We start from the raw sequence: 13,434 nt of genomic DNA, 5'->3' as shown, positions 1-13,434 counted from the left end.
CACAGGAGTCTTCGCTCCTTTCGCTCCAATCAACAGGATGCCCAAAAATCCCCTTAGAGATAATAGCTCATAACAATAAGTTCTCCCTTTGGTCCCATCCTTCTGACGCCTTCATCCACGTATCCGCACTTTTTATATAGTCCTTGTGCGGCTTCGTTTTTCAGATTCACCGCTAATACAAGCTCATTGATTTCCTTAAAGTGTTCCTTCACAAAACCAGGTAAAAGCATGAGTGCTTTTGTGGCGTAGCCTTTTCCAAGGTGACGGGAATCGGTTGAAAAAGCTCTAATTAATATCGCATTCTTATTATCAGAGTATGGTTTCACACCCTCATTTTTATGTAAATCAAAATAAGTTACCAGCTGATCATCTTCCATAGCTAAGATGGAATAGCGGTCCACATCCTCTTGGGAAAGCTGGATACAATCTAAGGGCTTCCCTGTAAAACGCAATTGATCATCTGTTATTTGATATTGTTCAATATCTTGTTTAAAACCTGCATCATAAAAATAGAGCTGCATCCGAAAATCTCCTCTCCAAAGGAACATTTGTTCTAATTTTATCAAATAAAGGAAAAAAATACAAATAAAAAACATGCCCTGGGGTCAGAGCATGTTATCTTCGGTCTTCTTTTACGCGAACTTCGATATTGTACCGCGGTAGGGCTTGTACAAGCTTGCGGTGAAGACGTGCTTGTGCGTCCATTCTTTCTTTATCAGAAAGCATGCCTTTTTTGTAAACAGACACCCACATACGATCGCCATTAATCCAAACAGAATCTGTGACAAATTCATTTGTCTTAGTAATCACTTGCTTAGCCTTGTATGTGTCATTACCCGTATTTTTTCCGCCACCAGCTTCCGAGCCACTCCCCGTCCTTTTTAGGTCAAGGAAATTTGGATTTTGGTTCGTGATATCATCTTCCACTAAATGCCGCTTGTTTTTGCCGCGGTCAGACATATTGTCAGGGTGATTTTTGTCGTTGCTGCTGTTGCTCATATTATCCACAATGTCCCGGTTTCGTGTGGACATATCATCGAAAGTATCCGGATCATCCGCATTGTTACGGGTGCTGGACATAAAGTTTGGTGCAGAGCGGTCTTTCTTCAAATTATAGGCCTCTTCATTCGCCCCGCGGTTACTCTGACATCCACTTATTAAAAATAACGTTGTGACAGAAAGAAACATCCACTTTTTCAGCATCTTACACCTCCCATTACTACTATCATGCCCGTCTAGAAGGTGAAGTTGCGTTGTGAATTCCTTCCAAAGCTTTATCTACTTTGTTTGGTTAGAAACAATGGAGAATCTTTTTTCTCCTGTCCACTTTTTACCGTGGTCATCGATTTGGATGGTGGCCGTATAGTCGCCTTCCATCTCGAAGGTAGCATTTCCCGTATATACACCTTTCGACGTTTCCTTCATATCCTTCATGGAAATATCACCATGACTCATCATATGCATATTTAAATCCGTACTAACCTTTGCACCAGTTACCGGCTTCCCCTCACTGTCCAGGACTTTAATTTGAATGGTAGAAGGCTGTTCAGGTGTAAACGATTTAGGTGTCAGGAGCTCTATTTTAAAATCATTTGAGCTGCAGCCGGCCATCAAAACCAATAAGAACCAAACTAACAGAAATGCAAATTTTTTCATCCTACCACTTCCTTTCTAGTGAAAAATCTTGTTACTATACTATCCCCATTTTAACGCAAAAAAGAGCCAGGACCTCATCCTGAACTCTTATTTTGGGGACAGTCCCCCAGTGCTTTAAAGCAGCGGGGGACTGTCCCCACTAGTTTGTTGCTTCTTCTTGTAACACCGAACGATAAGAAGCTGTTTTTGGTACTTCGTGATGGTGACGGCAGCGTGGCTCATATGCCTCGGAAGCGCCAACCAAGATTACCGGGTCATGATAGGATGCCGGACGCCCGTCAATCAAGCGCTGTGTACGGCTAGATGGTGAACCACAAACCGTGCAAACAGCCTGAAGCTTCGTTACCGTCTCGGCAATCGCCATTAACGCAGGCATTTGCGCGAACGGCTCGCCGCGGAAATCCATATCAAGACCCGCACAAACGACGCGGTGGCCGCTATCTGCTAACTGCTGAACCACCCGAACAATGCCTTCGTCAAAAAACTGCACTTCATCAATCGCAATAATATCCATATCTGCTTCCACATGATGAAGAATCTCTATAGAATGGGAAATTGGCTTCGCATGAAAAGAAGAGCCATTATGGGAGACTACAGATTGTTCACTGTAGCGATTATCAATTTTTGGCTTAAACACAGCGATCTTTTGCTTCGCGAATTGAGCCCGTCTCACGCGACGAATCAATTCCTCTGACTTTCCAGAAAACATACTGCCGCAGATAACCTCAACCCATCCGGTTTGCTTCATTAAATACATAAACGGCATCTCCTTCCTATAAAACGAACCCTTTTTTTAACGATACTTGTCCAACTTTCCTATGTATCGCCTATCTATATTTAAACAGTACTCTGTCGTATCTCATTAGTATCACTTTACCCTATATCAGCTGAACTAACCAGCCAATGGAAAGTGGTTTTTATTATTTTTTTCAAAAAAAAACAGGCAAGCCAACTTTCTCTTGCCTGTTTTTGAGCGATTATTTTTGCTTAAGGCCGTATTTTTTGTTGAAACGGTCAACACGTCCGCCAGCTTCAGCGAATTTTTGACGACCAGTATAGAATGGATGACATTCTGAACAAGTTTCAACACGGATCTCATTTTTAACAGAACCAGTTTCGAATGTGTTACCACATGCGCATGTCACCGTTACTGTTTTATAATTTGGATGAATTCCTGCTTTCATTCTTTTCATCTCCTTCCGCCCTGAATCTTTCGAAACAGAGTTATATCAAGTGCTTGTCTTTCAACATGCACTCATTTACTAAAAACACACTGCACCCATTATAACAAGGGTACCCTTTTTTTGCAAGTTGGGATTTGCTGGCTTTTTTGAAAAAGGCCTGTTTTGATTTACGTTCCAGGCACTTCGCTTTCCGTGGGTGTTTCGGCGAGCCTCCTCGGCGCAAGCGCCTGCGGGGTCTCCCCTGAACCATACTCCCACAGGACATTGAATAAGCTTCATCGAATCTACACCGCACGAAGGAAATGCGATAGCATTTTCGAGGATCTTCGTGCCTTCCACTCCAATCAACAGGGTTTACTTGTCCCAATGGGTCACTTATCTACGACCGTCTTGTTTTTAGCTCTTCCCCAAGCTGGGCGAAAAATTCTTCGTTGGACTTTGTTTGGCGTAGTTTTTTCAAGAAACGCTCTGCGAAGTCTTGTGAATCAGACATGGATTTTCTGATCGCCCATAGTTTATCTAAATGATCTTTCGGAATCAGCAATTCTTCCTTACGCGTTCCAGAACGACGAATATCAAGTGCAGGGAAAATACGGCGTTCAGCCAGACTGCGGTCAAGGTGAAGCTCCATATTACCTGTCCCTTTGAACTCTTCATAAATAACATCGTCCATACGTGAACCTGTGTCCACAAGAGCCGTAGCAAGAATCGTCAAGCTTCCGCCCTCTTCAATGTTACGGGCCGCACCAAAGAAACGCTTCGGACGGTGGAAAGCCGCAGGATCAATACCACCAGAAAGCGTACGTCCGCTTGGCGGAATGACCAGGTTGTAGGCACGAGCCAGACGCGTAATGCTATCCATTAGAATCACGACATCGCGCTTATGCTCCACTAAACGCATGGCACGGTCAAGCACGAGCTCAGCGACCTTAATATGATTTTCAGGCACTTCGTCAAACGTCGAGCTGACTACATCCCCCGCAACTGAACGTTCGATGTCGGTTACCTCTTCTGGACGCTCATCGATTAACAGAACAATCAGTTCAACATCCGGATGATTCGTCGTAATGCTGTTGGCGATTTCTTTTAACAGCATCGTTTTACCCGCTTTCGGCGGAGCAACGATTAATCCCCTTTGTCCAAAACCGACCGGTGCCACCACATCCATAATCCGTGTAGAAAGATGCTTTGGAGTTGTTTCCAGCTTCATTTGTCTGTTTGGATAGAGAGGTGTTAATGCCGGGAAGTAGACGCGTTCCTTCGCAGATTCTGGGTCTTCCCCGTTCACCGCTTCTACGTGTAGCAAGCCGTAATAACGTTCATTTTCCTTAGGAGGACGGACCTTACCAGAGACCTTGTCCCCGTTCCGTAGGTCAAAACGGCGGATTTGGGATGCTGAAATATAAATATCCTCTGAGCTTGGCGAGTAATTGATCGGGCGTAAGAATCCGAATCCTTCTGATTGGATAATTTCGAGAACGCCTTCCATGAAAAAATAACCCTGTTGTTCCGCACGAGATTTCAGGATCGCAAAGATTAATTCTTTTTTTGTTAATTTGCTGTAGTAAGTTACTTTATATTCGCGAGCAAGCTCGTAAAGTTCCTTCAGCTTCATGTTTTCTAAACTTGAAATTGTTAAGTCCATTAGTACACCACACTTTTGAATTTTTCCATCAAATCCGCTTCTTTTTCGTTAGCGGGAGATCTTCCTGTAAGATAATAATTAAGAGATTAGAGGAATTGATGATTGAAGTAGAATGGAAATGAATAGAATTGCAGAAATTAAAGATAATAAAAACAATTACTATTTTACCCTGTGATTAAAAAATTAATCAACTAAATTTTTCAAAGAAATTGTAGGGTGCCTGACACCAATAGAAAATGGTGCCTGACACCCTTAAAATATGTTATTTAATTACTAGATTTGGTTTCTTTTTCAGGCTGTGACGGCCTTCGATGAAGCGGACTGTGCCTGATTTTGCACGCATGACGACAGAGTGAGTAGAGCCGTATGAGCCCTTGAATTGAACGCCTCGTAATAATTCTCCATCAGTAACACCGGTTGCTGCAAAAATTGCATCGTCACCCTTAACAAGGTCTTCCATACGAAGAACACGGTTTACGTCTAATCCCATTTTGATACAGCGCTCAAGCTCTGCATCATTTTGTGGCAATAGCTTACCCATGATTTCACCACCAAGACATTTCAAGGCTACCGCTGCAATAACACCTTCAGGCGCTCCACCGGATCCAAACAAAATATCTACGCCCGTATTATCAAACGCTGTATTAATCGCACCTGCGACATCACCATCATTGATCAACTTAATTCTCGCACCTGCTTCACGAAGCTGGGCAATAATATGTTCATGACGCGGACGGTTTAAAACCGTTGCTACTACGTCTTCAATATCCTTATTTTTCGCTTTTGCTACAGCCTTTAGGTTATCTAAAACAGAAGCATTAATGTCAACCAAGCCAACAGCTTCCGGACCGACAGCGATTTTTTCCATATACATATCTGGGGCATGAAGAAGGTTGCCATTGTCAGCTACCGCTAAAACGGCAAGAGCATTCCAGCCGCCTGATGCTAAAATATTCGTTCCTTCAAGTGGATCAACAGCGACATCCACACGCGGACCATAGCCTGTACCAAGTTTTTCCCCGATATAAAGCATTGGGGCTTCATCCATTTCCCCTTCACCAATCACAACGGTACCTTTCATTGGAACCGTGTCAAAAACATCACGCATGGCTGTTGTCGCAGCACCATCTGCCTCGTCTTTTTTCCCGCGGCCCATCCATCGTGCTGAAGCAAGGGCAGCTCCCTCTGTAACGCGGACAAGCTCCATCGTTAAACTTCTTTCCATCGATTCCCATCTCCCATGTTTTCGTTTGTTTTATCTCTGAAGATTTTCTCTCGAACAGCTACAGTCACGACATGAAACGTCGCTTCCCTTTTTATGTGTTTTTCAGTTGCTCGACTTCTTCTTTCGTTAATGCTTCACGCCATACGGTCGCACCAAGCCCGTTTAATTTTTCAACCAGATTACTGTAACCCCGGTCAATATGCTCGAGTCCAGTCACTTCCGTAATTCCTTCAGCTAAAAGACCGGCGATGACAAGTGCCGCTCCTGCGCGAAGGTCACTTGCCTTCACTTTCGCTCCTTGAAGCTGAATAGGGCCATTAATGATTGCGGAGCGCCCTTCCACCTTAATATTGGCGTTCATTCGTCTTAATTCATCAATATGCTTAAAACGTGCACCGTAAATGGTATCGGTCACGACGCTTGATCCCGTAGCTTTTGTTAAAAGAGTCGTAAATGGTTGCTGCAGGTCGGTTGGGAATCCCGGATACACGAGTGTTTTAATATCAACCGCCTTCAGATTATTTCCTCCATCGACAAACACTTGGTCATCGCCGGATTCTACGTGCACACCCATTTCACGAAGCTTAGCAATCAGCGATTCTAAATGTTGTGGAATCACATTATCAATGACCACACCTTCGCCAACTGCTGCACCTAGAATCATATACGTGCCTGCTTCAATCCGGTCAGGAATAATCGTATGTCGGCAGCCGTGTAGGGTGTCCACCCCATCAATGCGGATAACGTCGGTTCCTGCACCTTTTATTTTTGCACCCATGTTTGTTAAAAGCGTGGCTACATCAATGATTTCCGGCTCTTTCGCGGCATTCTCAATGATCGTCCGTCCTTTAGCTCGTACCGCAGCCAACATAATATTGATTGTCGCCCCCACACTGACCACGTCTAAATAGATGCGGGCACCACGAAGCTCATCGGCGCGAAGATAAATCGCCCCTTGCTCGTTGGTAATCTGTGCACCTAACGCCTCAAATCCTTTAATATGCTGATCAATGGGTCTTGGACCTAGATGGCAGCCGCCTGGCAGTCCAATAACCGCCTTTTTAAAACGTCCGAGCATCGCCCCCATTAAATAATAGGATGCACGAAGCTTTTTCACCTTGCCGTTTGGCAGTGGCATCGAAATCATCATTGAAGGGTCGACCGTCATTTCATCCTCGTTGATCTGAACCTTCCCGCCAATTTCCTCAAGCAGATCCTTCAAAATCTCCACATCCGAAATATCTGGCAAGCCTTCAATCGTAACAGGTGATTCAGCTAAGATCGTTGCAGGAATTAAAGCAACCGCACTATTTTTTGCTCCGCTGATTCGAACTGTTCCTTTTAACGGATATCCGCCCGCAATTTTAAGTTTTTCCATTTTTGACTCCCTTCTAAGCCCTATGTATCACATAGAATGATCCAGCGATGACGGCTGGTATACGTTGTGAGAAAATTCTTTCATAAGAATGCGCTTACCTTTCGGGGTATAAGATCCTCACCACGAACCATCCCACCAGGCTTTAGGTATATTTTTCCAACACTAAAAGCCAAATTCCGACAGCTTGTCTATCTTTAGTTTACACGAAAATCCTATTTTCATGTATGCATATTAAAAAAATTTGCTCAAAAATGGAAAAACTGCGGTAAATTAGGCTTCCGTACGAGAATTCCAGTCTTTAAGGAATGCTTCAATTCCTTTATCTGTTAGAGGATGTTTTGTTAATCCCATTAATACATTGTAAGGAATGGTCGCAATATGCGCGCCTCGTAACGCAGCTTCTGTCACATGAATGGGATTACGGATCGAAGCAGCAATAATTTCTGATTCAATACCATGAACGGCAAAAATTTCTGCAATTGTTGAGATTAAATCTAATCCGTTTTGACCGATATCATCTAATCTTCCAAGGAATGGGGATACATATGTTGCACCTGCACGCGCAGCAAGCAATGCCTGGTTTGCATTAAAGATGAGGGTAACGTTCGTTTTGATTCCTTCTTTTGTAAAAGCATTGACCGCTTTTAAGCCATCCGGAGTCATCGGAACTTTAACAGTAATATTTGGAGCAATCGCCGCAAGTTCTCTTCCTTCTTTAATCATGCCTTCTGCATCAAGTGCAATGACTTCTGCACTAACGGATCCAGAAACTAAAGCGGTGATTTCACGTAAACGGTCATGGAAGGAAACGCCTTTCTCTTTGGCCACAAGGGATGGATTTGTTGTTACTCCTGCTAATAATCCAAGTTCATGTGCTTCACGGATTTCTTCTAAGTTCGCAGTATCGATAAAAAATTTCATGGTATAACCTCCAATTTTCGACTAAATTTTCAGTTTTCACTTAACACACTGAAACCGCCCTCATAGGAAGGGCGGTTTAATTTTATCATAGTTGAGCAACCAACAAAAAGTGCCAAAAAACGGCTTTTTTTATTACGCTCTGCCTGAAGAACCGAATTCGCGCATTTTGCCGATTACAGTTTCTTTAATTACATCGCGAGCTGGTCCTAAATATTTACGTGGATCGTATTCATTTGGTTTAGCAGCAAGTGTTTCACGTACCGCTTTCGCTGATGCGATTTGGTTTTCAGTGTTCACGTTGATTTTAGCTGTTCCAAGAGAAACTGAACGTTGGATATCCTTTGTTGGGATACCAGTTCCACCGTGAAGTACTAATGGAAGACCAGTAATCTTTCCGATTTCCTCCATTTCAGCAAAACCAAGGTTTGGTTCGCCTTTGTAAGGACCGTGTACAGAACCTAATGCAGGTGCAAGGCAGTCAATACCTGTGCGCTTAACAAGTTCTTCACACTCTTTTGGATCTGCGTAAATAACGCCTTCTGCTACAACATCGTCTTCCTGTCCGCCAACTGTTCCTAATTCAGCTTCTACAGAAACACCTTTTGAATGTGCATACTCAACTACTTTAGTAGTAATTTCAATGTTTTCTTCAAATGCATGGTGTGATGCATCGATCATAACAGATGTGAAGCCAGCATCGATTGCTTCTTTACATTTATCAAAGCTTGAACCGTGGTCAAGGTGAATAGCCACTGGTACAGTGATTTTTAAATCTTCCATTAAGCCCTCAACCATTTTTACAACAGTTTTGAAGCCTGACATATAACGTGCTGCACCTTCAGATACACCAAGGATAACTGGTGATTTTTCTGCTTCAGCAGCTTGAAGAATCGCTTGTGTGAATTCTAGGTTATTAAGGTTAAATTGCCCAACTGCGTAGCCTTCTGCTTTCGCTTTGTTAAGCATTTCTGTCATTGAAACTAAAGGCATTTCTTTTCCTCCTTAAATTAGGTTGAACTCCTTTTCGAAAGACGGCTTTCCATATTAAAGGTTTCCCTCTCATAAGGTGTTTATGTATTCTCCGAAAAATGATGTTCTTCCTGTTAAGATTCATATGTATCATATCAAAAGAAATAAAGAAATGCTATTAAACAACCACCAGTTTTGTAAACTGTCATAATGAAAGCGCACCCAAGTAACAGCAAGCGTTTTCACCACGTCAATCGATTGTTTTTTTATAAAAAAAGGCATTCTTTTCGATGCCTCATTTTGAAATATTTAGTTCGTTTTTTGCGGGATATGTTTTCGAACAGCTGCACGGATATCGTCAATATCAAACGGCTTTGCGAAATGTGTAATTGCACCAAGATCCTTGGCCTCTTGAATCATATCTAATTCACCATAGGCGGTCATGATAATCACGCGAATCTCTGGATCAATTACTTTCATTCGTTTTAAAATTTCAATTCCGTCCATTCCTGGGATTTTCATATCAAGAAGTACAAGATCCGGGGCATGCTTGGTAACGATGTCCAATGCCTGAACGCCGTTCGCTGCTTGAAATGTCTGGTATCCTTCCTTTTGGAACACCTCATTTAGCAAAATTCGAATGCCAAATTGGTCGTCTACAATTAAAATTTTCTCTTTCATACCTTCCACCTCTTCCTTGGTTATTTTATGTTGATTCCTTTATCTATACATATCTTTATACGTATTCGACAGAGGTTGTCATTCTCCTTCTTGTATTTAGCTAGTATGGCACGGATTTTTATGGTAATTATTACCTAATTTTACATTATGGTAAAAAAGTCTATAATAGGAGGCGTGATAAGGAGGGTTACTATGTTAAAAATGTTTACTACCCAATTAACAGGCTTGTTCAAGCGGATCGAGGAAAAAGAAGAATTTGCATTCGAGGATGGTGCCCGACTGCTGGCCCAAGCACCTGTTGGCGATGGTTCTATATATATTTTTGGTGGGGCTGAAATGAAGGCCGTTGAGTTCGAGGCATTAGAAGGAGCAGAGCCCTTGAAGGGGGCGAAGGTGCTGACTCTTGCTGAGGTTGACCAGCTTACTGACGCGGACCGAGCCGTTCTTTTTACGCGGACTTTCTCGGACGAAGCAGCGGTCGCTGTTGCTATGGCTTTGCAGGATAAAGGCATCCCATTTGTAGCTGTTTCTACGGTTTCATCCGAGGAAGCTGGTGCTGGGGACTTAACGGAATTGGCGGATGTACATATTGATTTACGGTTGAAAAAAGGACTGTTGCCAGATGATTTGGGAAATCGCTTCGGTTATCCGTCGTCGATGGCAGCCTTGTACGTCTATTTCGGATTAAAATTTACCATAGATGAGATTTTAGCGGAATATTTTGAGTAAACGGCCCCGGGTTGGGGTCGTTTTTTTGTTGCTTTTCAGGTTTTGTGCCGTTTTTGGTGGGTTTTGTGCCATTTTGAGTTGGCTTTGTGCCATTTTCATCTAGTTTTGTGCCATTTTAAGGTGTTTTGCACAATTATACATTATATGGAAATTACACACTAAAAAAAGACCAGTCCCCCACAAAAAGGAAACTGGCCTAACAAACAATTATTTTTGCAAAGAAGCTTTAATAAAGTCACGGAACAACGGCTGCGGACGCGTTGGTCTGGACACAAATTCTGGATGGAACTGAGACGCCACAAACCACGGGTGATCGGCAAGCTCGATAATTTCCACTAAACGACCATCAGGGCTAGTACCTGAGAAAATAAAGCCTTGTGCTTCCATTTCTTGACGGTAATGATTGTTAAATTCATAACGGTGGCGGTGACGCTCGTAAACAACCTCATCATCATACGCCTCGAACGCTTTCGTTCCTTCTCCCAAACGGCAAGGATACAGACCTAATCGCAATGTACCGCCTAAATCCTCTACATCCTTTTGTTCTGGTAGTAAATCAATGATCGGATGAGCTGTTTCCGGAACAAACTCAGCAGAATGTGCATCACTGTAACCAAGAACGTTACGTGCAAATTCAATTGTAGCTAACTGCATGCCTAAGCAAATGCCAAGGAACGGTTTCTTCTGCTCACGGGCATAGCGAGTCGCTTCAATTTTCCCTTCCACACCACGATCGCCGAATCCACCAGGCACTAATACGCCATCTACATCAGCCAACAGCTCCGCCACATTCTCACGAGTTACATGCTCTGCATTGATCCATTTAATTTCTACTTCTGAATCAAACGCATATCCGGCATGCTTCATTGCTTCAACAACTGAAATATAAGCATCCTGGAGCTCAACATATTTTCCGACAAGACCAATACGAGTCTTGTTGGAAAGGTTAAGAACGCGGTCAACAAGCTGTTTCCACTCGGTCATTTCCGCTTCCTTCGTCTGTAGCTTCAAATGATCACACACAATTTGGTCCATGTTTTGCTCTTGAAGGGCAAGTGGAATGGAATAAAGTGTGTCTGCATCCTGACATTCAATAACAGCCTTGGCGTCAATATCACAGAATAAAGCAATCTTATCCTTCATGTCCTGTGAAACAGGCATTTCCGTACGAACAACAATAATATTTGGCTGGATTCCCAAGCTACGAAGCTCTTTTACACTGTGTTGTGTTGGCTTCGTCTTCATCTCACCCGCCGCTTTTATGTACGGAATTAGGGTACAGTGAATGTACATAACATTGTCACTGCCAATGTCACTCTTCATCTGACGAATTGCTTCAAGGAATGGCAGGGATTCAATATCACCAACAGTACCACCGATTTCAGTAATGACCACATCGGCATTTGTTTCATTACCGGCACGTAGGCAGCGCTCTTTAATTTCATTCGTAATGTGCGGGATAACCTGAACCGTCGCACCTAAATAGTCGCCGCGGCGTTCTTTACGTAAAACCGTTGAATAGATTTTTCCTGTTGTCACATTGCTGTACTTGTTTAAGTTGATGTCAATGAAACGCTCATAGTGGCCAAGGTCTAGATCCGTTTCCGCGCCGTCACCCGTAACGAATACTTCGCCGTGCTGGTAAGGACTCATCGTTCCTGGGTCCACGTTAATATACGGGTCAAATTTTTGGATGGTCACGTTCAAACCCCGATTTTTCAATAAGCGCCCTAAAGAAGCAGCAGTAATACCCTTTCCGAGTGATGACACCACACCACCGGTTACAAAAATATACTTTGTCATTAAAAATTCCCCCTTATTTACAGTTTGACCATTATTCAGTCTGTTTAGGATTTTTCATAAAAAATATTTTGGCCTGCTGAATGAAACCGTCATCCATCAAGGCCGTTGGGTTCGTCAATCGTCATGAATTACTTACCTATCCTATAGACTAAAAAACGAAAAAACTCCATATTACGGGAGTTTTTTAAAAAATAAAAAGCGCCCCAATAGGGAGCGCATATAAGTAAAGATTGATTTGTCCTTTTTTAAGGAGCCCAAAAAAGATAATACAAGGGCGAGTAAAAAAAGTCAAGCTGTTTACAAGTCTTCGTCTTCTTCCTCGTCAAAAACTTCTTCTTCCTCATCAAGGTCTTCATCTAAGTCTTCATCTTCATCTAGCTCGAATTCATCTTCTTCAATGACGTCTTCATCAAGCTCTAAATCTTCATCTTCATCAATTTCTAGATCGTCGTCATCATCAAGAAGATCATCCTCATCGGCGAAGTCATCGATTTCATCATACTCTTCCTCATCGATTTCATCGAAATCTTCAATTTCGTCCTCGTCAACAACCTTCTTCGCCTTCTTCTTCTTCGGCTTAACCGCAGTTACTACTTCTTCTTCCGCCGTATCAACTGGATACCATACGCGAAGTCCCCAACGATTTTCTCCTAATGAGAGGAAGCGGCCATCGATATTCATGTCCGTATAAAACTGTGCAAGTCTTGAGCGAATTTCCTCTTGAGACATACCTACAGCATTTGTGATTTCTTTAACTAATTCATTGAAAGTGATTGGCTGCTTGCTATTTTTTAAGTATTCGTGAGCCATTTCTATGAGGGATAACTCTTGTAATTCCTCTTTTGAGTATTGTGCTAAACTCAATTTTGGCACTTCCTTTCTCTATTTAACACTCTTGTAGGAGTGATTAACGGGCGTTTCTAGTCCAGCTTCAACACCTTGCCCCTCAGGGTTCAAGCCGCATCCGCCTTTCCGCTTTAAAGACATATTCTCCATTATAAACAAATTCTTCCCGTTTATGCTAGTTTCTAGCGATTGTTTCACTTGATTTTTTCCCGATTCGTCTTAGAATCTCCACTATTATTCTGCCCTTTGAGCCTTTTTGTTTCTTTAATAGAGATTACTAAAAAGAAAATGGCCAGCAGAAGAAACGAGATGGCTCCTAATTGACGCTGATAGAGATAGTTTAATGGCCAGGCAAATACAATTAAAATTAATAATATGTGACTAACCTTCATCTACA

General features: G+C 42.6%; 15 protein-coding genes. 1 reads left to right on the top strand and 14 read right to left on the bottom strand.

Features of this window, described 5'->3' with window-relative positions:
• Positions 1-53: 53 nt before the first annotated feature.
• From ABES03_RS05490 to ABES03_RS05440, 11 genes are all read right to left on the bottom strand, one after another.
• Positions 54-521 carry a GNAT family N-acetyltransferase gene (locus ABES03_RS05490; protein ID WP_430115865.1) on the bottom strand — a complete coding sequence of 156 codons (468 nt, stop codon included), beginning with the start codon at positions 519-521 and terminating at the stop codon, positions 54-56.
• A gap of 94 nt (positions 522-615) precedes the next feature.
• Positions 616-1,203 carry a hypothetical protein gene (locus ABES03_RS05485; RefSeq protein WP_430115862.1) on the bottom strand — a complete coding sequence of 196 codons (588 nt, stop codon included), beginning with the start codon at positions 1,201-1,203 and terminating at the stop codon, positions 616-618.
• Positions 1,204-1,278: 75 nt separating this feature from the next.
• Positions 1,279-1,656 carry a FixH family protein gene (locus ABES03_RS05480; protein WP_430115859.1) on the bottom strand — a complete coding sequence of 126 codons (378 nt, stop codon included), beginning with the start codon at positions 1,654-1,656 and terminating at the stop codon, positions 1,279-1,281.
• Between the two features lie 139 nt (positions 1,657-1,795).
• Positions 1,796-2,413: a thymidine kinase gene (locus ABES03_RS05475; protein WP_308081801.1), complete on the bottom strand. Its 618-nt coding sequence runs from the start codon at positions 2,411-2,413 to the stop codon at positions 1,796-1,798.
• A gap of 220 nt (positions 2,414-2,633) precedes the next feature.
• Complete coding sequence (rpmE, locus tag ABES03_RS05470; RefSeq protein WP_413305202.1) at positions 2,634-2,840, bottom strand: 50S ribosomal protein L31; 207 nt, start codon at positions 2,838-2,840, stop codon at positions 2,634-2,636.
• A gap of 379 nt (positions 2,841-3,219) precedes the next feature.
• Positions 3,220-4,485 (bottom strand): transcription termination factor Rho, encoded by a 1,266-nt coding sequence (gene rho / locus ABES03_RS05465; RefSeq protein WP_430115857.1) that lies wholly within the window; start codon positions 4,483-4,485, stop codon positions 3,220-3,222.
• 262 nt (positions 4,486-4,747) lie between these two features.
• Positions 4,748-5,710: a class II fructose-bisphosphatase gene (glpX, locus tag ABES03_RS05460; RefSeq protein WP_335544445.1), complete on the bottom strand. Its 963-nt coding sequence runs from the start codon at positions 5,708-5,710 to the stop codon at positions 4,748-4,750.
• Between the two features lie 91 nt (positions 5,711-5,801).
• Positions 5,802-7,088 (bottom strand): UDP-N-acetylglucosamine 1-carboxyvinyltransferase, encoded by a 1,287-nt coding sequence (locus ABES03_RS05455; RefSeq protein WP_430115855.1) that lies wholly within the window; start codon positions 7,086-7,088, stop codon positions 5,802-5,804.
• 270 nt (positions 7,089-7,358) lie between these two features.
• Positions 7,359-8,009, bottom strand: a complete 651-nt coding sequence (gene fsa / locus ABES03_RS05450; protein WP_430115852.1) for a fructose-6-phosphate aldolase — start codon at positions 8,007-8,009, stop codon at positions 7,359-7,361.
• Positions 8,010-8,141: 132 nt separating this feature from the next.
• Complete coding sequence (locus tag ABES03_RS05445) at positions 8,142-8,999, bottom strand: class II fructose-bisphosphate aldolase (protein WP_430115849.1); 858 nt, start codon at positions 8,997-8,999, stop codon at positions 8,142-8,144.
• Positions 9,000-9,287: 288 nt separating this feature from the next.
• Positions 9,288-9,659 carry a response regulator gene (locus tag ABES03_RS05440; RefSeq protein ID WP_309857520.1) on the bottom strand — a complete coding sequence of 124 codons (372 nt, stop codon included), beginning with the start codon at positions 9,657-9,659 and terminating at the stop codon, positions 9,288-9,290.
• A 192-nt stretch (positions 9,660-9,851) separates the two neighbouring features.
• On the opposite strand from ABES03_RS05440, the gene ABES03_RS05435 reads away from it, so the two are divergent.
• Positions 9,852-10,388 (top strand): DUF2529 domain-containing protein, encoded by a 537-nt coding sequence (locus tag ABES03_RS05435; protein WP_430115846.1) that lies wholly within the window; start codon positions 9,852-9,854, stop codon positions 10,386-10,388.
• Positions 10,389-10,595: 207 nt separating this feature from the next.
• Here ABES03_RS05435 and ABES03_RS05430 read toward each other — a convergent pair whose 3' ends face one another.
• The 3 genes from ABES03_RS05430 to ABES03_RS05420 form a co-directional block, all read right to left on the bottom strand.
• On the bottom strand, positions 10,596-12,191 hold the full coding sequence (locus ABES03_RS05430) for a CTP synthase (protein ID WP_430115843.1): 1,596 nt from the start codon (positions 12,189-12,191) through the stop codon (positions 10,596-10,598).
• A gap of 297 nt (positions 12,192-12,488) precedes the next feature.
• A complete protein-coding gene (rpoE, locus tag ABES03_RS05425; protein WP_430115840.1) occupies positions 12,489-13,064 on the bottom strand; it encodes a DNA-directed RNA polymerase subunit delta in 576 nt (191 codons plus the stop codon).
• A gap of 167 nt (positions 13,065-13,231) precedes the next feature.
• A complete protein-coding gene (locus tag ABES03_RS05420) occupies positions 13,232-13,429 on the bottom strand; it encodes a hypothetical protein (protein WP_430115837.1) in 198 nt (65 codons plus the stop codon).
• Positions 13,430-13,434 lie beyond the last annotated feature (5 nt).

Origin of the sequence: Neobacillus rhizosphaerae, assembly GCF_050477885.1 — a bacterium.
Taxonomy (GTDB): domain Bacteria; phylum Bacillota; class Bacilli; order Bacillales; family Cytobacillaceae; genus Neobacillus; species Neobacillus rhizosphaerae_A.
Note: the sequence above shows the minus strand (reverse complement) of the source record. Positions and strands in the feature narration are given on the sequence as shown.

Bases quoted from the DNA above. Each gene is read 5' to 3' on its own strand.
- ABES03_RS05490 (WP_430115865.1), bottom strand. From the start codon at position 521: ATGCAGCTCTATTTTTATGATGCAGGTTTTAAACAAGATATTGAACAA.
- ABES03_RS05485 (WP_430115862.1), bottom strand. From the start codon at position 1,203: ATGCTGAAAAAGTGGATGTTTCTTTCTGTCACAACGTTATTTTTAATA.
- ABES03_RS05480 (WP_430115859.1), bottom strand. From the start codon at position 1,656: ATGAAAAAATTTGCATTTCTGTTAGTTTGGTTCTTATTGGTTTTGATG.
- ABES03_RS05475 (WP_308081801.1), bottom strand. From the start codon at position 2,413: ATGTATTTAATGAAGCAAACCGGATGGGTTGAGGTTATCTGCGGCAGT.
- rpmE (WP_413305202.1), bottom strand. From the start codon at position 2,840: ATGAAAGCAGGAATTCATCCAAATTATAAAACAGTAACGGTGACATGC.
- rho (WP_430115857.1), bottom strand. From the start codon at position 4,485: ATGGACTTAACAATTTCAAGTTTAGAAAACATGAAGCTGAAGGAACTT.
- glpX (WP_335544445.1), bottom strand. From the start codon at position 5,710: ATGGAAAGAAGTTTAACGATGGAGCTTGTCCGCGTTACAGAGGGAGCT.
- ABES03_RS05455 (WP_430115855.1), bottom strand. From the start codon at position 7,088: ATGGAAAAACTTAAAATTGCGGGCGGATATCCGTTAAAAGGAACAGTT.
- fsa (WP_430115852.1), bottom strand. From the start codon at position 8,009: ATGAAATTTTTTATCGATACTGCGAACTTAGAAGAAATCCGTGAAGCA.
- ABES03_RS05445 (WP_430115849.1), bottom strand. From the start codon at position 8,999: ATGCCTTTAGTTTCAATGACAGAAATGCTTAACAAAGCGAAAGCAGAA.
- ABES03_RS05440 (WP_309857520.1), bottom strand. From the start codon at position 9,659: ATGAAAGAGAAAATTTTAATTGTAGACGACCAATTTGGCATTCGAATT.
- ABES03_RS05435 (WP_430115846.1), top strand. From the start codon at position 9,852: ATGTTAAAAATGTTTACTACCCAATTAACAGGCTTGTTCAAGCGGATC.
- ABES03_RS05430 (WP_430115843.1), bottom strand. From the start codon at position 12,191: ATGACAAAGTATATTTTTGTAACCGGTGGTGTGGTGTCATCACTCGGA.
- ABES03_RS05420 (WP_430115837.1), bottom strand. From the start codon at position 13,429: ATGAAGGTTAGTCACATATTATTAATTTTAATTGTATTTGCCTGGCCA.